16 protein-coding genes are annotated in these 14,896 nt (G+C 52.0%); 3 read left to right on the top strand and 13 right to left on the bottom strand.

The genetic code is table 11. The features are described 5' to 3' along the window. From dxs to CWO84_RS07370, 3 genes are all read right to left on the bottom strand, one after another. A partial coding sequence (dxs, locus tag CWO84_RS07380; protein ID WP_101052198.1) for a 1-deoxy-D-xylulose-5-phosphate synthase occupies positions 1-1,843 on the bottom strand: 1,843 nt, incomplete at its 3' end. Between the two features lie 118 nt (positions 1,844-1,961). Continuing rightward, complete coding sequence (gene ispA, locus CWO84_RS07375; protein ID WP_033157107.1) at positions 1,962-2,855, bottom strand: (2E,6E)-farnesyl diphosphate synthase; 894 nt, start codon at positions 2,853-2,855, stop codon at positions 1,962-1,964. After that, a complete protein-coding gene (locus tag CWO84_RS07370; RefSeq protein WP_033157106.1) occupies positions 2,848-3,081 on the bottom strand; it encodes an exodeoxyribonuclease VII small subunit in 234 nt (77 codons plus the stop codon). Before CWO84_RS07370 ends, ispA begins: the two co-directional genes overlap by 8 nt. Before the next feature lie 677 nt (positions 3,082-3,758). Here CWO84_RS07370 and CWO84_RS07365 point away from each other — a divergent pair. Together CWO84_RS07365 and parE are read left to right on the top strand one after the other, a co-directional pair. Beyond that, positions 3,759-4,256: a phage tail protein gene (locus CWO84_RS07365; protein ID WP_033157105.1), complete on the top strand. Its 498-nt coding sequence runs from the start codon at positions 3,759-3,761 to the stop codon at positions 4,254-4,256. Positions 4,257-4,490: 234 nt separating this feature from the next. Beyond that, positions 4,491-6,380: a DNA topoisomerase IV subunit B gene (gene parE, locus CWO84_RS07360; RefSeq protein WP_033157104.1), complete on the top strand. Its 1,890-nt coding sequence runs from the start codon at positions 4,491-4,493 to the stop codon at positions 6,378-6,380. 44 nt (positions 6,381-6,424) lie between these two features. On the opposite strand, the gene CWO84_RS07355 is transcribed toward parE, so the two are convergent. Beyond that, positions 6,425-6,937 (bottom strand): hypothetical protein, encoded by a 513-nt coding sequence (locus CWO84_RS07355; protein WP_240617991.1) that lies wholly within the window; start codon positions 6,935-6,937, stop codon positions 6,425-6,427. 242 nt (positions 6,938-7,179) lie between these two features. Here CWO84_RS07355 and CWO84_RS07350 point away from each other — a divergent pair, with 242 nt between their 5' ends. Further along, on the top strand, positions 7,180-8,019 hold the full coding sequence (locus CWO84_RS07350) for a S1-like domain-containing RNA-binding protein (RefSeq protein ID WP_033157102.1): 840 nt from the start codon (positions 7,180-7,182) through the stop codon (positions 8,017-8,019). A gap of 54 nt (positions 8,020-8,073) precedes the next feature. Here CWO84_RS07350 and CWO84_RS07345 read toward each other — a convergent pair whose 3' ends face one another. The 9 genes from CWO84_RS07345 to gshA all read right to left on the bottom strand — a co-directional run bounded on the left by CWO84_RS07345 (position 8,074) and on the right by gshA (position 14,866). Further along, positions 8,074-8,556, bottom strand: coding sequence for a cytochrome P460 family protein (locus tag CWO84_RS07345; protein WP_174843446.1), 483 nt, complete (start codon positions 8,554-8,556; stop codon positions 8,074-8,076). Between the two features lie 239 nt (positions 8,557-8,795). Continuing rightward, positions 8,796-9,344 (bottom strand): formaldehyde-activating enzyme, encoded by a 549-nt coding sequence (gene fae / locus CWO84_RS07340; protein WP_033157100.1) that lies wholly within the window; start codon positions 9,342-9,344, stop codon positions 8,796-8,798. A gap of 52 nt (positions 9,345-9,396) precedes the next feature. After that, positions 9,397-10,053: a pyridoxamine 5'-phosphate oxidase family protein gene (locus tag CWO84_RS07335; protein ID WP_101052196.1), complete on the bottom strand. Its 657-nt coding sequence runs from the start codon at positions 10,051-10,053 to the stop codon at positions 9,397-9,399. A gap of 129 nt (positions 10,054-10,182) precedes the next feature. Beyond that, the gene (locus CWO84_RS07330) at positions 10,183-10,869 is read right to left on the bottom strand and encodes a DUF4336 domain-containing protein (RefSeq protein ID WP_165786282.1); all 687 of its coding nucleotides are present in this window, start codon (positions 10,867-10,869) and stop codon (positions 10,183-10,185) included. 122 nt (positions 10,870-10,991) lie between these two features. Next, positions 10,992-11,531 (bottom strand): hypothetical protein, encoded by a 540-nt coding sequence (locus CWO84_RS07325; protein ID WP_101052194.1) that lies wholly within the window; start codon positions 11,529-11,531, stop codon positions 10,992-10,994. Positions 11,532-11,686: 155 nt separating this feature from the next. Next, complete coding sequence (locus CWO84_RS07320; protein WP_101052193.1) at positions 11,687-12,070, bottom strand: hypothetical protein; 384 nt, start codon at positions 12,068-12,070, stop codon at positions 11,687-11,689. A gap of 183 nt (positions 12,071-12,253) precedes the next feature. Then, positions 12,254-12,493: an integrase gene (locus tag CWO84_RS07315; RefSeq protein WP_101052192.1), complete on the bottom strand. Its 240-nt coding sequence runs from the start codon at positions 12,491-12,493 to the stop codon at positions 12,254-12,256. A gap of 56 nt (positions 12,494-12,549) precedes the next feature. Continuing rightward, complete coding sequence (locus CWO84_RS07310) at positions 12,550-13,275, bottom strand: phosphoadenylyl-sulfate reductase (RefSeq protein WP_101052191.1); 726 nt, start codon at positions 13,273-13,275, stop codon at positions 12,550-12,552. A 4-nt stretch (positions 13,276-13,279) separates the two neighbouring features. Next, a complete protein-coding gene (gene gshA, locus CWO84_RS07305) occupies positions 13,280-14,866 on the bottom strand; it encodes a glutamate--cysteine ligase (protein WP_101052190.1) in 1,587 nt (528 codons plus the stop codon). Between the last annotated feature and the right edge of the window lie 30 nt (positions 14,867-14,896).

Here is a 14,896-nt window from a genome sequence, read left to right as displayed (position 1 = left end):
GAATCTTAGCCAAGATACCCTTAGTATCCAGGCTGCATAATGCCAGCAATTCCTCGCGACTACCTTGCTCGACGAAGCGATCCGGCAGGCCGATGTTCAACACCGGCATCAGAATGTTCTGTGGCTGCAAGAACTCGTTCACCGCACTGCCGGCACCGCCGGCAATCACGTTCTCTTCAACCGTGACGATCACGTCATGGCTTTTCGCCAGCTCTAGAATCAAGGCTTCATCCAGCGGTTTCACAAAGCGCATATTCACCACCGTCGCGCCCAGCTGCTTGCCGGCTTCCACTGACGGTGTCACCATACTGCCCCAGGCCAGAATCGCAATGCGGCTGCCTTGATGGCGGATTTCGCCTTTGCCGATGGGGAGTTCGGTCAAGGCCTTATCGACCGTGGCCCCCGGCCCCTTGCCGCGCGGATAGCGCACCGAGGCCGGGCCTTTGTGCTTGAAACCGGTGGTCAGCATCTGCCGGCACTCGTTCTCATCGGCCGGCGCCATCACCAGCATATTCGGAATACAGCGCATATAACTATAATCAAACGCCCCGGCATGGGTCGGACCGTCCGGCCCCACGAGACCCGCTCGATCCAGGGCAAACAGCACATCCAGATTCTGCAAAGCGACATCGTGGATTAACTGATCGTAAGCGCGTTGTAAAAACGTCGAATAAATCGCCACCACCGGCTTGGCCCCCTGACAGGCTTGACCGGCCGCCAAGGTCACCGCATGTTGCTCGGCAATCGCCACATCGAAATAGCGTTTCGGAAACTGCTGGGAAAACGCCACCAAGCCCGAGCCTTCGCGCATCGCTGGGGTAATCCCTAACAGCCGCTCATCCTGCTTGGCCATATCGCACAACCAAGTGCCGAACACTTCCGTATAGGTCGGGTGTGGCGAACGCGCGGCTTTAGGTAAATAATCCTTGCTCGGATCGAAAGCCGGCACCCCGTGATAGGCTAACGGATCTTTCTCGGCTGGCGCATAGCCTTTGCCTTTCTTGGTCACCACATGTAAAAACACCGGCCCGGACAAATCCTTCAACTTCTCTAAAGTCGAAACCAGCATCGCCACATCGTGGCCGTCGATCGGCCCGAAATAATTAAAGCCCAACTCCTCGAACAAGGTACCCGGCACAATCATGCCCTTCACATGCTCCTCGGTTTTCCGGGCCAGTTCCCACACCGACGGCATACTAGCCAAGGCCTTCTTACTCTCTTCCCGTACCGACGAATAAAACTTGCTCGACAACACCTTGGTCAGATAATTATTCATCGCGCCTACTGGGGGCGAAATCGACATATCGTTATCGTTCAAAATCACCAACAGATTGGCATTCACATCACCGGCATGATTCATCGCCTCGTAGGCCATGCCGCCGGTGATCGAACCGTCACCGATGATCGCCACCATCTTCTTGTCTTCCCCGCGTAACTGCGAAGCAATCGCCATGCCCAGTGCCGCACTGATCGACGTTGACGAATGGCCGACGCCAAAGGCGTCGTACTCACTTTCCGAGCGGCACGGAAACGCCGACACCCCGCCCAAGGTGCGAATCGTCGGCATCCGCTCTTTCCGCCCCGTCAAAATCTTATGCGGATAAGCCTGATGGCCCACATCCCATACCAACTGATCCGAAGGCGTATCGAACACATAATGCAGCGCCACCGTCAGTTCCACCGTGCCCAGGCCAGCCGAGAAATGGCCGCCGGAGATACTGACGGTATGGGTCAGATAGCGACGCAACTCATCGGCCAGGGGTTCGAGTTGTTCAGGCTTCAGGGCCCGAACGTCGGCGGGAGTCTGGATGGTGTCTAGGAGCGGGAAATCAGAGGCTGTCATGGGTTAAAAAATTCCTTTATATGTTTGCGCCGCAATATTCCGCGCCAGCCCAGTAGACGCAAGCGGAAAACCGGAAGGATTGTGGCGCAAGAAGTATAAATCGTGCAGTTCGCTACGCTTAGTGTGTACGTTCGATGATATACAGCGACAAATCGCGTAACAAATCCGCTTCGCTGCCAAAGCCGGCTAGGCTGGCGACGGCTTGTTCATGCAGCTCCTGAGCTTTTTCCTTGGCGCCGGCCATTCCCAACAGTGCCGGGTAAGTCGGTTTGTCGTTATCGACATCTTTCCCTTGGGTTTTACCCAGTGTAGCGGTGTCGCTTTCAACATCCAGAATATCGTCTTTGACTTGAAAGGATAGGCCTATGCATTTGGCGTAGTGATCCAGTTTTTTTGCGACTTCGGCATCGAGATCCGGTTTGGATAGCGAAGCCAGATTGACGCTGGCGCGAATCAACGCGCCGGTCTTGTGGATGTGCATGTTTTCCAGTTCCGGCAGAGTCAGCTTGCGGCCGACAGAACCCAAGTCGATGGCTTGGCCGCCAACCATGCCTTGCGAGCCGCTGGCGCGGGTCAATGCCGCGATCATTTTGACTCGGGCTTCCGCGCCCGCTTGAATGGCTGGGTCGTTGGCTAATATGTCAAAGGCCAGTGCTTGCAAGGCATCGCCTGCCAAAATCGCAGTGGCTTCATCGTAAGCCTTATGACAAGTCGGTTTGCCGCGGCGTAAGTCGTCGTTGTCCATCGCCGGCAAATCGTCATGAATTAAAGAGTAAACATGGATAAATTCCACCGCGCAAGCCTGAGCGTCCAGCTGGTCTTCACTCAAGCCCAAGGCTTGGCCGGTGGCATAAGTCAGCAACGGGCGAGTGCGTTTGCCGCCGTCCAGTACGCTGTAACGCATGGCTTGATGCAAGGTTTGCGGCAGAATGTTCTCGCCGGGTAGCCGGGCGTCCAACGCCCGTTCGACGCGGTTCTGGCAGGCGGTAAGGTAGGCTTTTAAGTTACTCATCGGTGAATGGCTCCAAAGTTTGCTGGCCGTTTTTTTCTAATAAAATTTGGACTTTCTGCTCGGCGTCTTGCAGTGCTTGCTGGCAGGTACGAGTTAGTCTGATGCCGCGTTCGAAGGATTTTAAGGATTCTTCCAGGGAAATATCGCCGCGTTCCATCAGCTCGACCAATTTCTCCAGTTCTTCCATCGCTTCCTCAAATTGGGATGCGTTTTTACGTCTCGACATATTATAAAGTGGCTTGCGGTGCTCAAAAAATGACCAAGCATTATAGTATGAATTGCTCTGCCATTGAGTTTGGATTGCATCTGTTGTTTTCGATTTAGTGGCAGCAATTCGGTTCGTTCAGTTGTTCGCTAATACTGAGGCGTCAGCGGCTGCAGTTACAGTGACATTTTTGAGGTTGCCCAGGTTTGCCTGGATTCCAAGGCTCCAGCTTCCCGAGCCATTCACGTGCTCCGAACCTAAACACTTAGCGGGGGAGGCATCCGAAATGTCACGTTGCAATTATCCCTATCCCGTGTCCACCTGAACCGCTCTCCGCTTACGCCCTTATGCGATAGCTTTTACGCCGCTCGGTACGAACCGTTCGCAAGCCAGACCAATTAACCTTTCGAAGTTTTACGATATTTCGTGCAAAAAACGATATGCCGTGGGCGATAGGCTGTATTAGCGGTGCTGTTTGTCGATGGCGGTTTAAAAATAATTGTTTTTATTCAATGGTTTATTTTGTTGTTACTTGGGTTTTTGGAAAGTGGCATTCCATTTGCCATTACAAGTCGAAGTTCATCGATTTTTACGACAGATTGTTTAAACATCGGATCGGTGGCTTTCTTCTAAACCAAATTATCGAACCGTTCGGCCGCCGTTTAGGCGCACCGAATCAAACTTTTTGAGGATATATCATGAAAACAACCAGCCGTTTTATCAGCGTTTTATTCGGTGCAGTCGTGGTCTCGTCAGCCAGCGGCGGCGCCGTTGAGAATGTCATAGACAATTCCGCCCCGTTGGTTTATTACGAATTCAGCGCCGGAGGAGTCACCACTTATTTCACCGATTGCAAAGGCATGGGTTCGCAGAACGAAGTGGAGCAAACCAGGGTTAGTGCGCGGGGAGAGAACCTTACAGTTAAGATACCCGGACGCTTATCGGCTAAAAATATTACCTGCAGTAAAGGTTTGACCAAGTCGATGGATCTCTGGACTTGGCGACAACAGTTTGTCAGCGGTAGGTCGGGCCGGTCGCGGGTCGATGCGACGCTGATAGCCTATGACCAGGCGATGACGCCCATCGCGGAGTGGAGCTTCAATGGCTTGTGGCCTGCTGCTATCGATTTCAACGAAACAACGTCCGGCAAAGAAACCATTGTGTTCGCCGTCGACCAAGTTCTACGTATGCGCTGATCGAAACCGGGGCTGGCGCCAAACAGTTGGCTTGTCGTCAAAAATCGGTGGCGGCGCCCTGGAAAACGGCGTGGGTCCGGCTTTTCCAGTGCTTAGGTAATTTCAGATGGCGCTTACGGAAGTCGAGGCATGGTGAGCCGGTTGATGAGGACCGGTGTTCCGGAGCCTCTCTGGCGCGCGTTGCTGACATATAATGGTCAGCCGACACACTGTTATTTCCTATTACGAGACATCATGACCCAAGAATATAACGCGGCCGCCATAGAAGTACTGAGCGGCCTGGACCCGGTGCGCAAGCGCCCCGGTATGTATACCGATACAACCCGCCCCAACCATTTGGTGCAGGAAGTGGTGGACAACAGCGTGGACGAAGCCTTGGCCGGCCACGCCGATACCATCAATGTTGTACTCTATAAAGACGGCTCGGTGCGGGTGGATGATAACGGCCGCGGCATGCCGGTGGACATACATCCCGAGCAGGGCATTCCCGGCGTGGAAGTGATCCTGACCCAACTGCATGCCGGCGGTAAATTCTCCAACAAAAATTATCAATTTTCCGGCGGTCTGCACGGTGTCGGTGTGTCGGTAGTGAATGCCCTGTCGGAAAAACTGCTGGTTGAGATCAAGCGTGGCGGCGGTGTTTATCAAATGGCGTTCGCCGGCGGCGACAAGGTTGGCGAGCTGCAGCAAAGCGGTACGGTCGGTAAAAACAACACCGGTACTAGCGTGCATTTTTGGCCGGACGGTAAATATTTCGATTCCAATCGGGTATCGGTCAGCAAGCTGAAACATGTGTTGCGCGCCAAGGCCGTGTTGTGTCCGGGCTTGAAAATTATTTTAAATTCCGAACTCAGCGACGAACAATTCGAATGGTGCTACCAGAACGGCTTGCAGGAATATCTGCTGGACCGGGTCGGCGACGCCGAAATCTTTCCGCAACCGCCGTTCATGGCCAACATGGCGGCCAGCAACGAAGCGGTGGAGTGGGGCATAGTTTGGACGCCGGACAGTTTGCCGGAAACCATCGCCGAAAGTTATGTGAATCTGGTGCCGACTGCCCAAGGCGGTACTCACGTCAACGGCTTGCGCGCCGGCTTGACCGAAGCGATGCGTGAGTTTCTGGATTTTCGCAATCTATTACCGCGCGGGGTGAAAATTGCCCCGGAAGACGTTTGGGAAAGCTGCCATTTTGTATTGTCGGTAAAACTGGAAGACCCGCAGTTTTCCGGGCAAACCAAGGAGAGGCTGAGTTCGCGCGAATGCGTGACCTTTGTATCCGGCGTCGCCAAGGATACGTTCAGCCTGTGGCTGAATCAGCATCCGCAGGAAGGCGAAAAGATCGCCGAAATCATCCTGGCTAGCGCCCAGAAACGCCTTAGAGCAGGCAAAAAAATCGTCCGCAAGAAAATCACCAGCGGCCCGGCTTTGCCCGGCAAACTGGCGGATTGTTCCGGACAGGACTTGAGTCGCACCGAACTGTTTTTGGTCGAGGGCGATTCGGCCGGCGGCTCGGCCAAGCAGGCGCGGGACCGAGAATTCCAGGCCATCATGCCGTTGCGCGGTAAAATTCTGAACACCTGGGAAGTCGATTCCGGCGAGGTGATGGCATCTCAGGAGGTACACGACATCGCGGTGGCGCTGGGTATAGAGCCGGACAGCAACGACCTGCAAAATCTGCGTTACGGCAAGATCTGCATCCTGGCCGATGCCGATTCCGACGGTAACCACATTGCGACTCTGATTTGCGCGCTGTTTTACCAGCATTTCAATGCCTTGGTCAGAGCAGGGCATGTGTTCGTCGCCATGCCGCCGCTGTACCGGATCGATGTCGGCAAGAAGGTATTTTACGCGCTGGACGAATCGGAGCGCTTGGGCGTGTTGGCGCGCATCGAAGCCGAGAAACTCACCGGCAAGATCAACATCCAGCGCTTTAAAGGCTTGGGCGAGATGAATCCCTCGCAATTGCGGGAAACCACGATGAATCCCGACACCCGCCGCCTGGTGCAGTTAACGGTAGCCGAAAACGACGATACCCGCGAACAGATGGATCTGTTATTGGCGAAGAAGCGTGCCGGCGATAGGAAAAGCTGGCTGGAAGATCGGGGTAACTTAGCGCAAATATAAGCGACACTCTGGCCGGAGTTAGAGGGCTCCGGCTGGCTTGACCGTCAAATATCCATCAACAGCATTGGAATGCCGTAGGTCAGTATGAAGTAACTAAATGCGTAAACTACGCTGACGCTGGTTGGGTAACTGAAGAAAGCCCGAAAAATATAGCTGACGATAGAGATATACCAGACAACCAAAAACACCGCGATGCCTATGCCAATTTCTTCGCGGTAGATATGGTGTTGCAATACCAGCCAATAGTCGAGAGCCTCGGCAGCGACAGCCAAGGTCATGATGAAATTCTCGCAGACGAAAATCGAGGTATACAGCTGATTAAAACAGACCCATTTTTTTTCCATCAGCAATAAGATCGCCACCGAGCCGAAAGCCATGACGGTGCGGCCCAAAACTTCCAATGTGCCGTCCGCCGGATCGGAGATCAAGCCTTCAACAATCATCCCGGAAATCAGATAGAACGCCACGTTTTTCCACATAAACGAGTTGGGCGGGACTAACTCGGAGGGGTTGTTCAGAAACCAGCAAGAGGATAGATACTTCAGCAGTAGATTCATAGTCGACACTTATATTCGATAAAAGCAGGTTTTATCGAATTGAAAAAACCGTCCATTATAGACGGGCGCTAGCATAACGGGGTTTTGACTTCGTTTTAGGTGCGTATTTGGAGTATAAGGTGCCGCCGTTTAAGGAGATGCAGCCTGCGGTTTTACCGATTCGTTTGTATAATAGCCCTTCATTTCTCCGCGTGTGGCCAGCAAGTGCCAACGCTCATGCCCAATCAAACTCCGGAACCTTCATGATCGAACTAGGCAAATTCAACACTTTAACCGTCGTCAGCCAACGTGATAATCAGTATGGTCTGGATGGTGGGGCGCTTGGCGAGATTGGCTTGGCGGACAAAGATGCTGCGGATAATCTAAAGGTTGGCGATACTGTAAACGCCTTTGTCTTCATTGACGGTAAGAATCAAACTATCGCTACCCTGCAAACGCCGCTTGCGCAAGTCGATCAGGTAGCTTGGTTAAAATGTATATCGCTCAGCCATGCCGGTGCGTTTTTGGGATGGGGATTGCCCAAGGATTTGTTGTTACCGTTCAGCGAACAGAAGGGGAAAGTCGTCGAAGGCCGTTCTTATCTGGTGCGTCTGTTTTTAGACGAAAACAACCGCATCGCCGCCACGATGATTTTGGACGATTTCATTCAGGATCAGGCGTTTTATTACAAAGACGGTCAGGCGGTGCAACTCATTATCGCCGACGAAACCGACTTGGGTTTTAAAGCGGTGGTGGATAATCAATATTGGGGCGTGTTGTATAAAAGCGAGACTTTTCAGCCCTTGCAAAAAGGCCAGTCATTGACCGGCTATATTAAAAAAGTCCGCCCCGACAATAAGCTGGATTTGGTCTTGAGCCAGGAAAAATACGGCCAGAAAGTCGATGCCACGTCTGAGAAGATTTTGACGATACTGGCGAAGCGCGGTGGTTATGTGGCGCTAACCGACAAAAGTGCGCCGGAGATTATTTACGACACCTTTGGCGTCAGTAAAAAAGTCTTCAAGCAGGCCATAGGCGGCTTGTATAAACAACGGCGGATCGTCATCGAAGAAACCGGTATCCGTTTGGTCGATCAAGCTTAAAGAAAATGGAGAGACGCAATAGTTTGCGTCTCTCCCGAGGATCAGCTTTAGAGACTAAGGCCGATATTGCGAGAACACGTAATCGGTTTTTTGCTCCGATGCATGGCAGGCAAAGCAAGAAGTGCCGCCGTCTTTCACCAGCCGTTCGGTTTTGCTGTTGCCGGCAAAGCCTTCAAAACCCCAGCCGCCGGTCGCGGCAAATTTTTTCGCGTCTTTCAGCATCACGCCCACCAGTTTGCGCTCGCCTTCCTGTATGGTTTTATCCTTCTCCTGATACTGCAATAAATCGAACACCAGCACCGAGCCGTCTGCGTACTTACCGGTTTTCAAACCCGCTTCCGCTTGTTTATTGGCGTAGACATGGTGCAAGCCTTGAAACGGATTCTCCAGGGCGTGGCCGGGTTGAATCAGCATGCTTTTAGCGTGCAGCCAGTTGCGATAGCCCTCCGGAAACGGTACGGCCTGATCGGCCGCAAACGCGGTAAAGGCAACTGTGCCTAGCAGGCCCGCCATCAACAACGAAATGCTTTTTTTCATGATCGTATCCCCCATAAAAAGTAAATGCCATATAATTTCGAATCGAAACTATAGGGTCTTTTTAAGCGGGTTTGCGGATTTTGTCAAACAAATAGTGATGCGCTATTAGTTTGCTTGGCGAAGCGCGGCTGAATAGTAGGTGCGGTGTTAAGCGGGAATGGCGGTTAAGACGAAAGCAGGGGAGGGAAAGATGGCGTGGCGTTGGGCTGCAAAGGCTTGCAACCCAAGTGACCAGCTAATTAAATCTTACCGTCCAACCCCATCTGAAAATATTTATGGGTGATTTTTTCTTGGTTTTCCAGCAGCCAATCAATATCCGGCGTGTTGGTCATGGCTTTATGAATGGCTTTGGCCATGGCCTCGCGGTGGATGTTGAACAAAATTTGATGATCCAGCTTGTCATCTTTGATCACGCTGGGATTCAACCATACCGAGCAAATAATCCCCAAGTCGTTGGCTTTTTCTTTGGGAATATCACCCGCGCGCACCGCATCGAGCACGCCGTTGGCAATCGCCGCCTGCACGGTGCCCATTAAAATATTGGTGTAACGGCTGTTTTTAACCGTCACCTTGCTGACCATCAGCGTGACCGGGCGTACCTGAATATCGGTATTTAAAATCGCGAATACTCGGGTGTGGCCTTGCACTTGATCGCCGGTTAGGGTGGCAATCGCGGTGCCGACCGGTCCGTCCAGTTCGCCGATGATGATTTCCGGTTCTGCGGCGGTACCGGCTGGTCCGCCCGCTACCAGGGCTTCGCCGGTGCGCATAATGATTCTTTCGCTCATGTGGGTCTCCAAATGTATGTTGAGGTTAGTAATTTTCCGGAGGGAGGGGGAGCTAGGCGTCACCGCTCAACACCATCGCCCCGTATTCTTCCGGTGTGATTATCCCGCCCAGACTTTCCGCCACGTGACTATCGCAAGCTGGCAACACATCCTGCACCGCATCGATACGCTTCCATTGCGGCAACGGCGTGTCTTGATGGGCTTGCGGGACGTATTTTGAGCGGGAAACGCGGCTCATGCGATGGATATAACGCGGACAGTTGATAAATATCTCGCTGATCGCCACACGCACGATTAGCTCGGCGCCAGGGTATTCGGCCAGCAGCGGATCGTTGGTTTCAATGCGGGCGTCGCCATGCACTCGAATTCGGTGCGGTGTTTCGAAGTCGATAAACAGCATGCCGATTTTCGAGTTGCCGTTGATATTGCCCATCGACAAAAACATGCCGTTGCCGTCGTAACTGGGGAAGGCCAGTTCTCGTGGATTAACCACTTTCACCAAGCCGGGATTGCCGCCCTTGTAAGAGCAAGTCGGATAACCGCGTTGGTCGATAGTCGTCAGAAAGAAAAAATCCCGGCTCTCGATAAATGGTTGATGTTGCTCACCAATTTGCCGTTCCACTATCATTTGTTCCAGACGGTCCGCGAGCTTGACGGTGTCGTGTTGCTCTTGCAATTGCCGGTGCTGTGGGCTGTAAAAGTCGCTCATGGGCGATGCTCCTGTTTGGGGTAGTGCGGCGATTCTAACAGGAATGATGGCTAGTCAGGTTTTACGGTTGCATGAAACAGAACGCCGGTTCGGATTGCTGCGAGGAGCGTGGGAACGATAAAAAACGCCTTATTTTCTCAGCCAATTGAACGCCGCGCTTAATTTGCGCTTGGCGTCGTTTTCGATGATTTGGTCGTGAGCCAGCACAATCCGCTCAACATCCAACGCCAGCAGCGCATCGACCGAGCGCGCCAATTCGGTTTTATCTTTAACCAGCAGTTTCATGGTTCGCGACATTGCCAGTTGATCGTAGACGCCGAGCAGTCTCGCTACCACGCGCGCTAATCCGATGTGTTCAGCGCCGAAGCAAAACAGCAGATCGGTAAGAATCAACGTACCCGTTGCCTTGTGAAACCAAACCGTCTCGTTGATGATGGGTAGGCCTTCCACAAATACGGGGATTAATTCGGTCGTCCAGGCCGGTGTTTCCGATGGCGACAACTCCGGATAAGCACACAAGTCCGGGCGCTTATCGGCTAAGCCCTGCGCAATATAGCCTTGGGCATTCGGGAACGCCTTCATGAATGGCGTAAAAAACAGGTGGTGGCTCTTGTTTGGTGCAAGCACATAACGCACCGGCCCGATTTCGGCAATTTCAGCCACCAGTTGGGGTGACGGCTCGATCGGCGAATGCACCCAAATCGAGCCGTCCCGCAGTTTGACGAAAGTGGCTCTGGTGCTTAGATTTAACGGACCGAATTGAATGGCTTGTTGCGCATACCAGATTTGGCCGGGAACGAGAGTTTTTAGGACCACTTGAGCTTGGGGGGCTGGGTAAAACTGGATATGCTAAAAGACGAAAAGTACGATGTCAAAGCCTTGAATGGACAAGAAGAGTTAGTCCGCGTGGGCACAAAAACCGTGCGCACCCTAGGCAGCTAAAAATGCTGTTGTAGCTCGCGATCCACCTCCTGTATTAGCATCATAGTCTCACGGCAAAAGGTTAATGCCGGGACAACGTTGTTCGATTGAATAACAAACTGGAAACCTTCGGGGAGCTCTTGGCTGGATGACATAATCGATAGTGGGTAGTGGTGAGTATTTCCTCTACGAAGCTCATAAAGCTGCTTTATGATGATGTGCCGCCCAAAAGTGCTTACATAATCTGGTTTGTTTTGTTTTAGGAATACACCGACATAACGATTAAGAGTAGCCAGCACCTCGTTGTTTTTGATTGGGGTACCCGTTTTTGGGTCGCAAAAGCCGTAATAGGCGCGAAGTGCACTTATCTCAAAATAACTGTAGGCTGCACCGAAAAATGCACTAATAAGCCAACGAAATTTATCCTTATCTTTTTCTTGAGTCGCAAGATCAAGAAAATACTTGCATTCAGCAACTTTATCGTTTTGATCGGCAAGGGCCTCAAGATGATCGAGAATATTAAGCCCGTCATTAAACTCATTGGGGTCGTAATGCATTTACTATCATCGCTCAATTCAAAGAGGGTAAAGGTTTGTACAAAACTTCCAACACAACTAAAAACGCAATTCTTATTGAATCCAGATGTCTATTATGAGTAATAACTCTCTGAGTTTCTAATAGGCCAGTTTAAGAGCGTTTTGATTAGTGTGATTTATCTCTGGTAATTTAGTGATTGACGTCTCGCTTGAATTAAATTGAAGCGTTCTAATCTTAAAGCATTAAACTCAGCAAAAGATATTTGTTGTCTGTCAAGTCGTTCAGCGAGGGCAATGCAGTAAGCATGGTATTCCTCGTCATCCTGATCATATTTCCAGTTTGCATCAAGGTCGGTCCGACCCGCAAGGTGCTTGTCCATATCTCGCGTTTCCTTTGCGGCTTGAACCCAGGTGATCTGGCCTGCAGTTGCTTTTTGCTCTAGCCGTGCCTTTGACGTTTCAAAGGCATTCTGGACTCTGCGATTATCGAGGCCGAGTCCCAGACCAGCGCAGGCGGGTAAACAGCAGAGCAGAAAAAGAACAATGAATTGCTTTAGCATTGTGAGCCTCTATTTACAATAGGTTTGTTGCTATTCGGATAGACTGAATGTGCTTAATTGGGGGCCTGAGAAGGATGTAAATTTTGAACAGGTAGAGATAGGAATCTCGATCAAATTCTTCTGGCTATCTGTGAACAAATAAGACTTTGGCGGTAAGATTCGTTAAAGTTAAATCAATTCTATTCAAGCAAACACCTTCCAAAGCATCGCCATAGTAAAAGCCAAATTAAACCCAATCATCCATTTCAACAGCTTAAACTCGCCCTCGGCATACATTTGATACTTCAGCATTTGTTCCTGAACAAAGTGCAGATGATCTTCCTTGCTGAGTTGCTGGATGGCTTCCGCAGCCTTGATTGCCTTGGACTCGCTGACGCCGGCTTCTTTCAGCGCTTCGTAGACTTCTGTAATCATCGTGGCCATGTTGTTCCTCCGCTAACGTGTCGCCAAAGTATACCAAGTTTCATCGGCTCGATATTTCAAGCCGATTTAACATTCCCCCCATGCAACCCACACTCCTTCTTCGCTGCATCCTCCCACCACCAACGTCCCGCGCGCTCGTGCTGATTCGGCAATACCGGTCGGGTGCATGGCTCGCAGCCGATGCTGATGTAGCCGTGTTTATGGAGTTCGTTAAACGGTACCTGATAGGCTTCGATGTAATCCCACACCTGCGCCGACGACCAGTTCAGCAGCGGGTTGAATTTGATCAGCTGTTTGCCGGGACCCGCGAAACCGGCGTCCAGTTGCACTTCCGGGATGTCGCCGCGGGTGTCCAGGCTTTGGTCTTTGCGTTGGCCGGTAATCCAGGCGTCCAGCGTCGCCAGCTTGCGTTTTAAAGGCTCAACTTTGCGGATGCCGCAGCATTGTTGGTGGCCGTCTTCGTAAAAACTGAACAGACCTTTTTCTTTGACAAAAGCATCCAACTGCTCGCGATCCGGGCTCAAGATGTCGATGTTGATGCCGTAATGCTTGCGCACTTGTTCCATGAAACGGTAGGTTTCCGGATGCAAGCGGCCGGTATCCAATGAAAACACCTGGATGTCTTTTCTGATTTGCAAGGCCATGTCGATCAGCACGATGTCTTCTGCACCGCTGAAAGAGATGGCAATGTTATCGAAATTAGCCAGTGCGGCTTTTAAGATGGTGCGCGGATTTTTGCCTTGCAGCTCGGATTGGGCGGTGCTTAAGTCGAATTCAGTCATGGATTTAGCTCTGGGCAAAGTAACGGGATAAATACTCGTCAAAGTCCAACTTGTCGTTGGCTTCGATGTCGGCTTGTTTTTGCAACGACGCGGCAGCCATGTCCTCGAATTGCCGTTGCGTCTCATCGTCCAGGGGTTCGGCGTTGAAATAATGTTTATGCAAGGCCGAGGTGTTACTGGCGAAGCAGCCAAACTCCTGGCCGTTCTCGCGCATGCAGGCCAGAATCCGTGCCGACGGCGTCAGCGCCGGGTTGTCCACTACTGCCAACTGATGTTGCAAAGCCAATTGGTAGGGGCGTTCCAAACTGCCTCTATCCAGTACCGCGCATATAGGTTGCATGGCATACAGGATGCTATGAGCCCATTGCTGTAAGGTGACGGTGTCGCCGTTGCGGTTTAACTGTAAACCGGGGCGGCGGCCCTCATTTGCGACCAGCAATTGGTTGCTGTTGTTAATCTGGAATTCGTCCGGGCCTTGTGGCGGGCTGTCCTGCAATAGGCAGTACAACAAAAACGCCTCGACAAAGCGGGCGGTGCTTTCGTCGATGCCGATCGGATTCAGCAGATTCAAGTCCAGCGAGCGCATTTCCACATACAGCACGCCGCGCCGTTTCAGCGCCAGCGTCGGCTTCTCGCCGGATTTGGCGATCTGCTTGGGGCGCATGGTGCTGTAAAACTCGTTTTCGATTTGCAGGATGTTGGCGTTCAGCTGCTGATACTCACCGTCCACTTTAACGCCGATGGCTTCGTAGTCCGAATAGGGTGTGTTGATGGCTGCGCTTAGGCTGTCCACGTAGCCGTCCAGCGAGTTGTAATCGATCTTCAAGCCCGCCTGGTTCTTGCTCTTGTAACCGATGTCGCTCATGCGCAGCGAGGTCGCATAGGGGTGGAACACGGTGTGCTCGTCAAACTCCTTGAATTGCTCCATCAATTGCGGGCGGCTTTTGAAAAAAGTTTTGCAAATCGCCGGCGAGGCGCCGAACAGATACAAAATCAACCAGCCTTGGCGGTGGAAGTTACGGATCAAACCGAAATAAGCGTTGGAGATAAAGTCTTCCAGGCCTACCGTGCAGCCGCTTTGCTGGTACAGCGCCGGCCACAACGCTTCCGGCACCGAATAATTGAAATGGATGCCGGCGATGGCTTGCATGGTGCGGCCGTAACGGTGCCACAAACCTTTACGGTAAACGTGCTTCATCTTGCCGATGTTGGATTTGCCGTACTCCGCGATGGGGATGCTCAAGTCGCCGTCGATACCGCAGGGCATGCTGGTGGCCAGCAGCATTTCCTCGCCTAGATGCGGGTAGACAAACTGGTGGAGCTGGTGCATGTAGTCCAGGGTTTGGCGGATGTCGGCAAACGGCGGAGTGATGAATTCCATCAGCGCTTCCGAATAATCGGTGGTGATGTAAGGGTGGGTCAATGCCGAACCGAGCGCCGTGGGGTGAGGCGTTTGGGCGATCTCGCCATGCTCGGTGATGCGCAGGCTTTCTTTCTCGATGCCTTTCAGGCCTTGTTTTAACAGGTATTGTTGATCGTTATCGATCAAATATTTAAGACGGTCGGGTAAACGGCAGTAAGTAATGAGCATAGAAAATTAGGCGCCTTCCGCGGCTTGGGT

The organism is Methylomonas sp. Kb3 (genome assembly GCF_002834115.1).
Taxonomy (GTDB): domain Bacteria; phylum Pseudomonadota; class Gammaproteobacteria; order Methylococcales; family Methylomonadaceae; genus Methylomonas; species Methylomonas defluvii.
The sequence above is the reverse complement of the archived record's forward strand: the minus strand, read 5'-3'. Positions and strand labels throughout refer to the sequence as shown.

Coding starts and splice junctions, on each gene's coding strand:
- ispA (WP_033157107.1), bottom strand. CDS start 2,855: ATGAGTAACTTAAAAGCCTACCTTACCGCCTGCCAGAACCGCGTCGAA.
- CWO84_RS07370 (WP_033157106.1), bottom strand. CDS start 3,081: ATGTCGAGACGTAAAAACGCATCCCAATTTGAGGAAGCGATGGAAGAA.
- CWO84_RS07365 (WP_033157105.1), top strand. CDS start 3,759: ATGAAAACAACCAGCCGTTTTATCAGCGTTTTATTCGGTGCAGTCGTG.
- parE (WP_033157104.1), top strand. CDS start 4,491: ATGACCCAAGAATATAACGCGGCCGCCATAGAAGTACTGAGCGGCCTG.
- CWO84_RS07355 (WP_240617991.1), bottom strand. CDS start 6,937: ATGAATCTACTGCTGAAGTATCTATCCTCTTGCTGGTTTCTGAACAAC.
- CWO84_RS07350 (WP_033157102.1), top strand. CDS start 7,180: ATGATCGAACTAGGCAAATTCAACACTTTAACCGTCGTCAGCCAACGT.
- CWO84_RS07345 (WP_174843446.1), bottom strand. CDS start 8,556: ATGAAAAAAAGCATTTCGTTGTTGATGGCGGGCCTGCTAGGCACAGTT.
- fae (WP_033157100.1), bottom strand. CDS start 9,344: ATGAGCGAAAGAATCATTATGCGCACCGGCGAAGCCCTGGTAGCGGGC.
- CWO84_RS07335 (WP_101052196.1), bottom strand. CDS start 10,053: ATGAGCGACTTTTACAGCCCACAGCACCGGCAATTGCAAGAGCAACAC.
- CWO84_RS07325 (WP_101052194.1), bottom strand. CDS start 11,531: ATGCATTACGACCCCAATGAGTTTAATGACGGGCTTAATATTCTCGAT.
- CWO84_RS07320 (WP_101052193.1), bottom strand. CDS start 12,070: ATGCTAAAGCAATTCATTGTTCTTTTTCTGCTCTGCTGTTTACCCGCC.
- CWO84_RS07315 (WP_101052192.1), bottom strand. CDS start 12,493: ATGGCCACGATGATTACAGAAGTCTACGAAGCGCTGAAAGAAGCCGGC.
- CWO84_RS07310 (WP_101052191.1), bottom strand. CDS start 13,275: ATGACTGAATTCGACTTAAGCACCGCCCAATCCGAGCTGCAAGGCAAA.
- gshA (WP_101052190.1), bottom strand. CDS start 14,866: ATGCTCATTACTTACTGCCGTTTACCCGACCGTCTTAAATATTTGATC.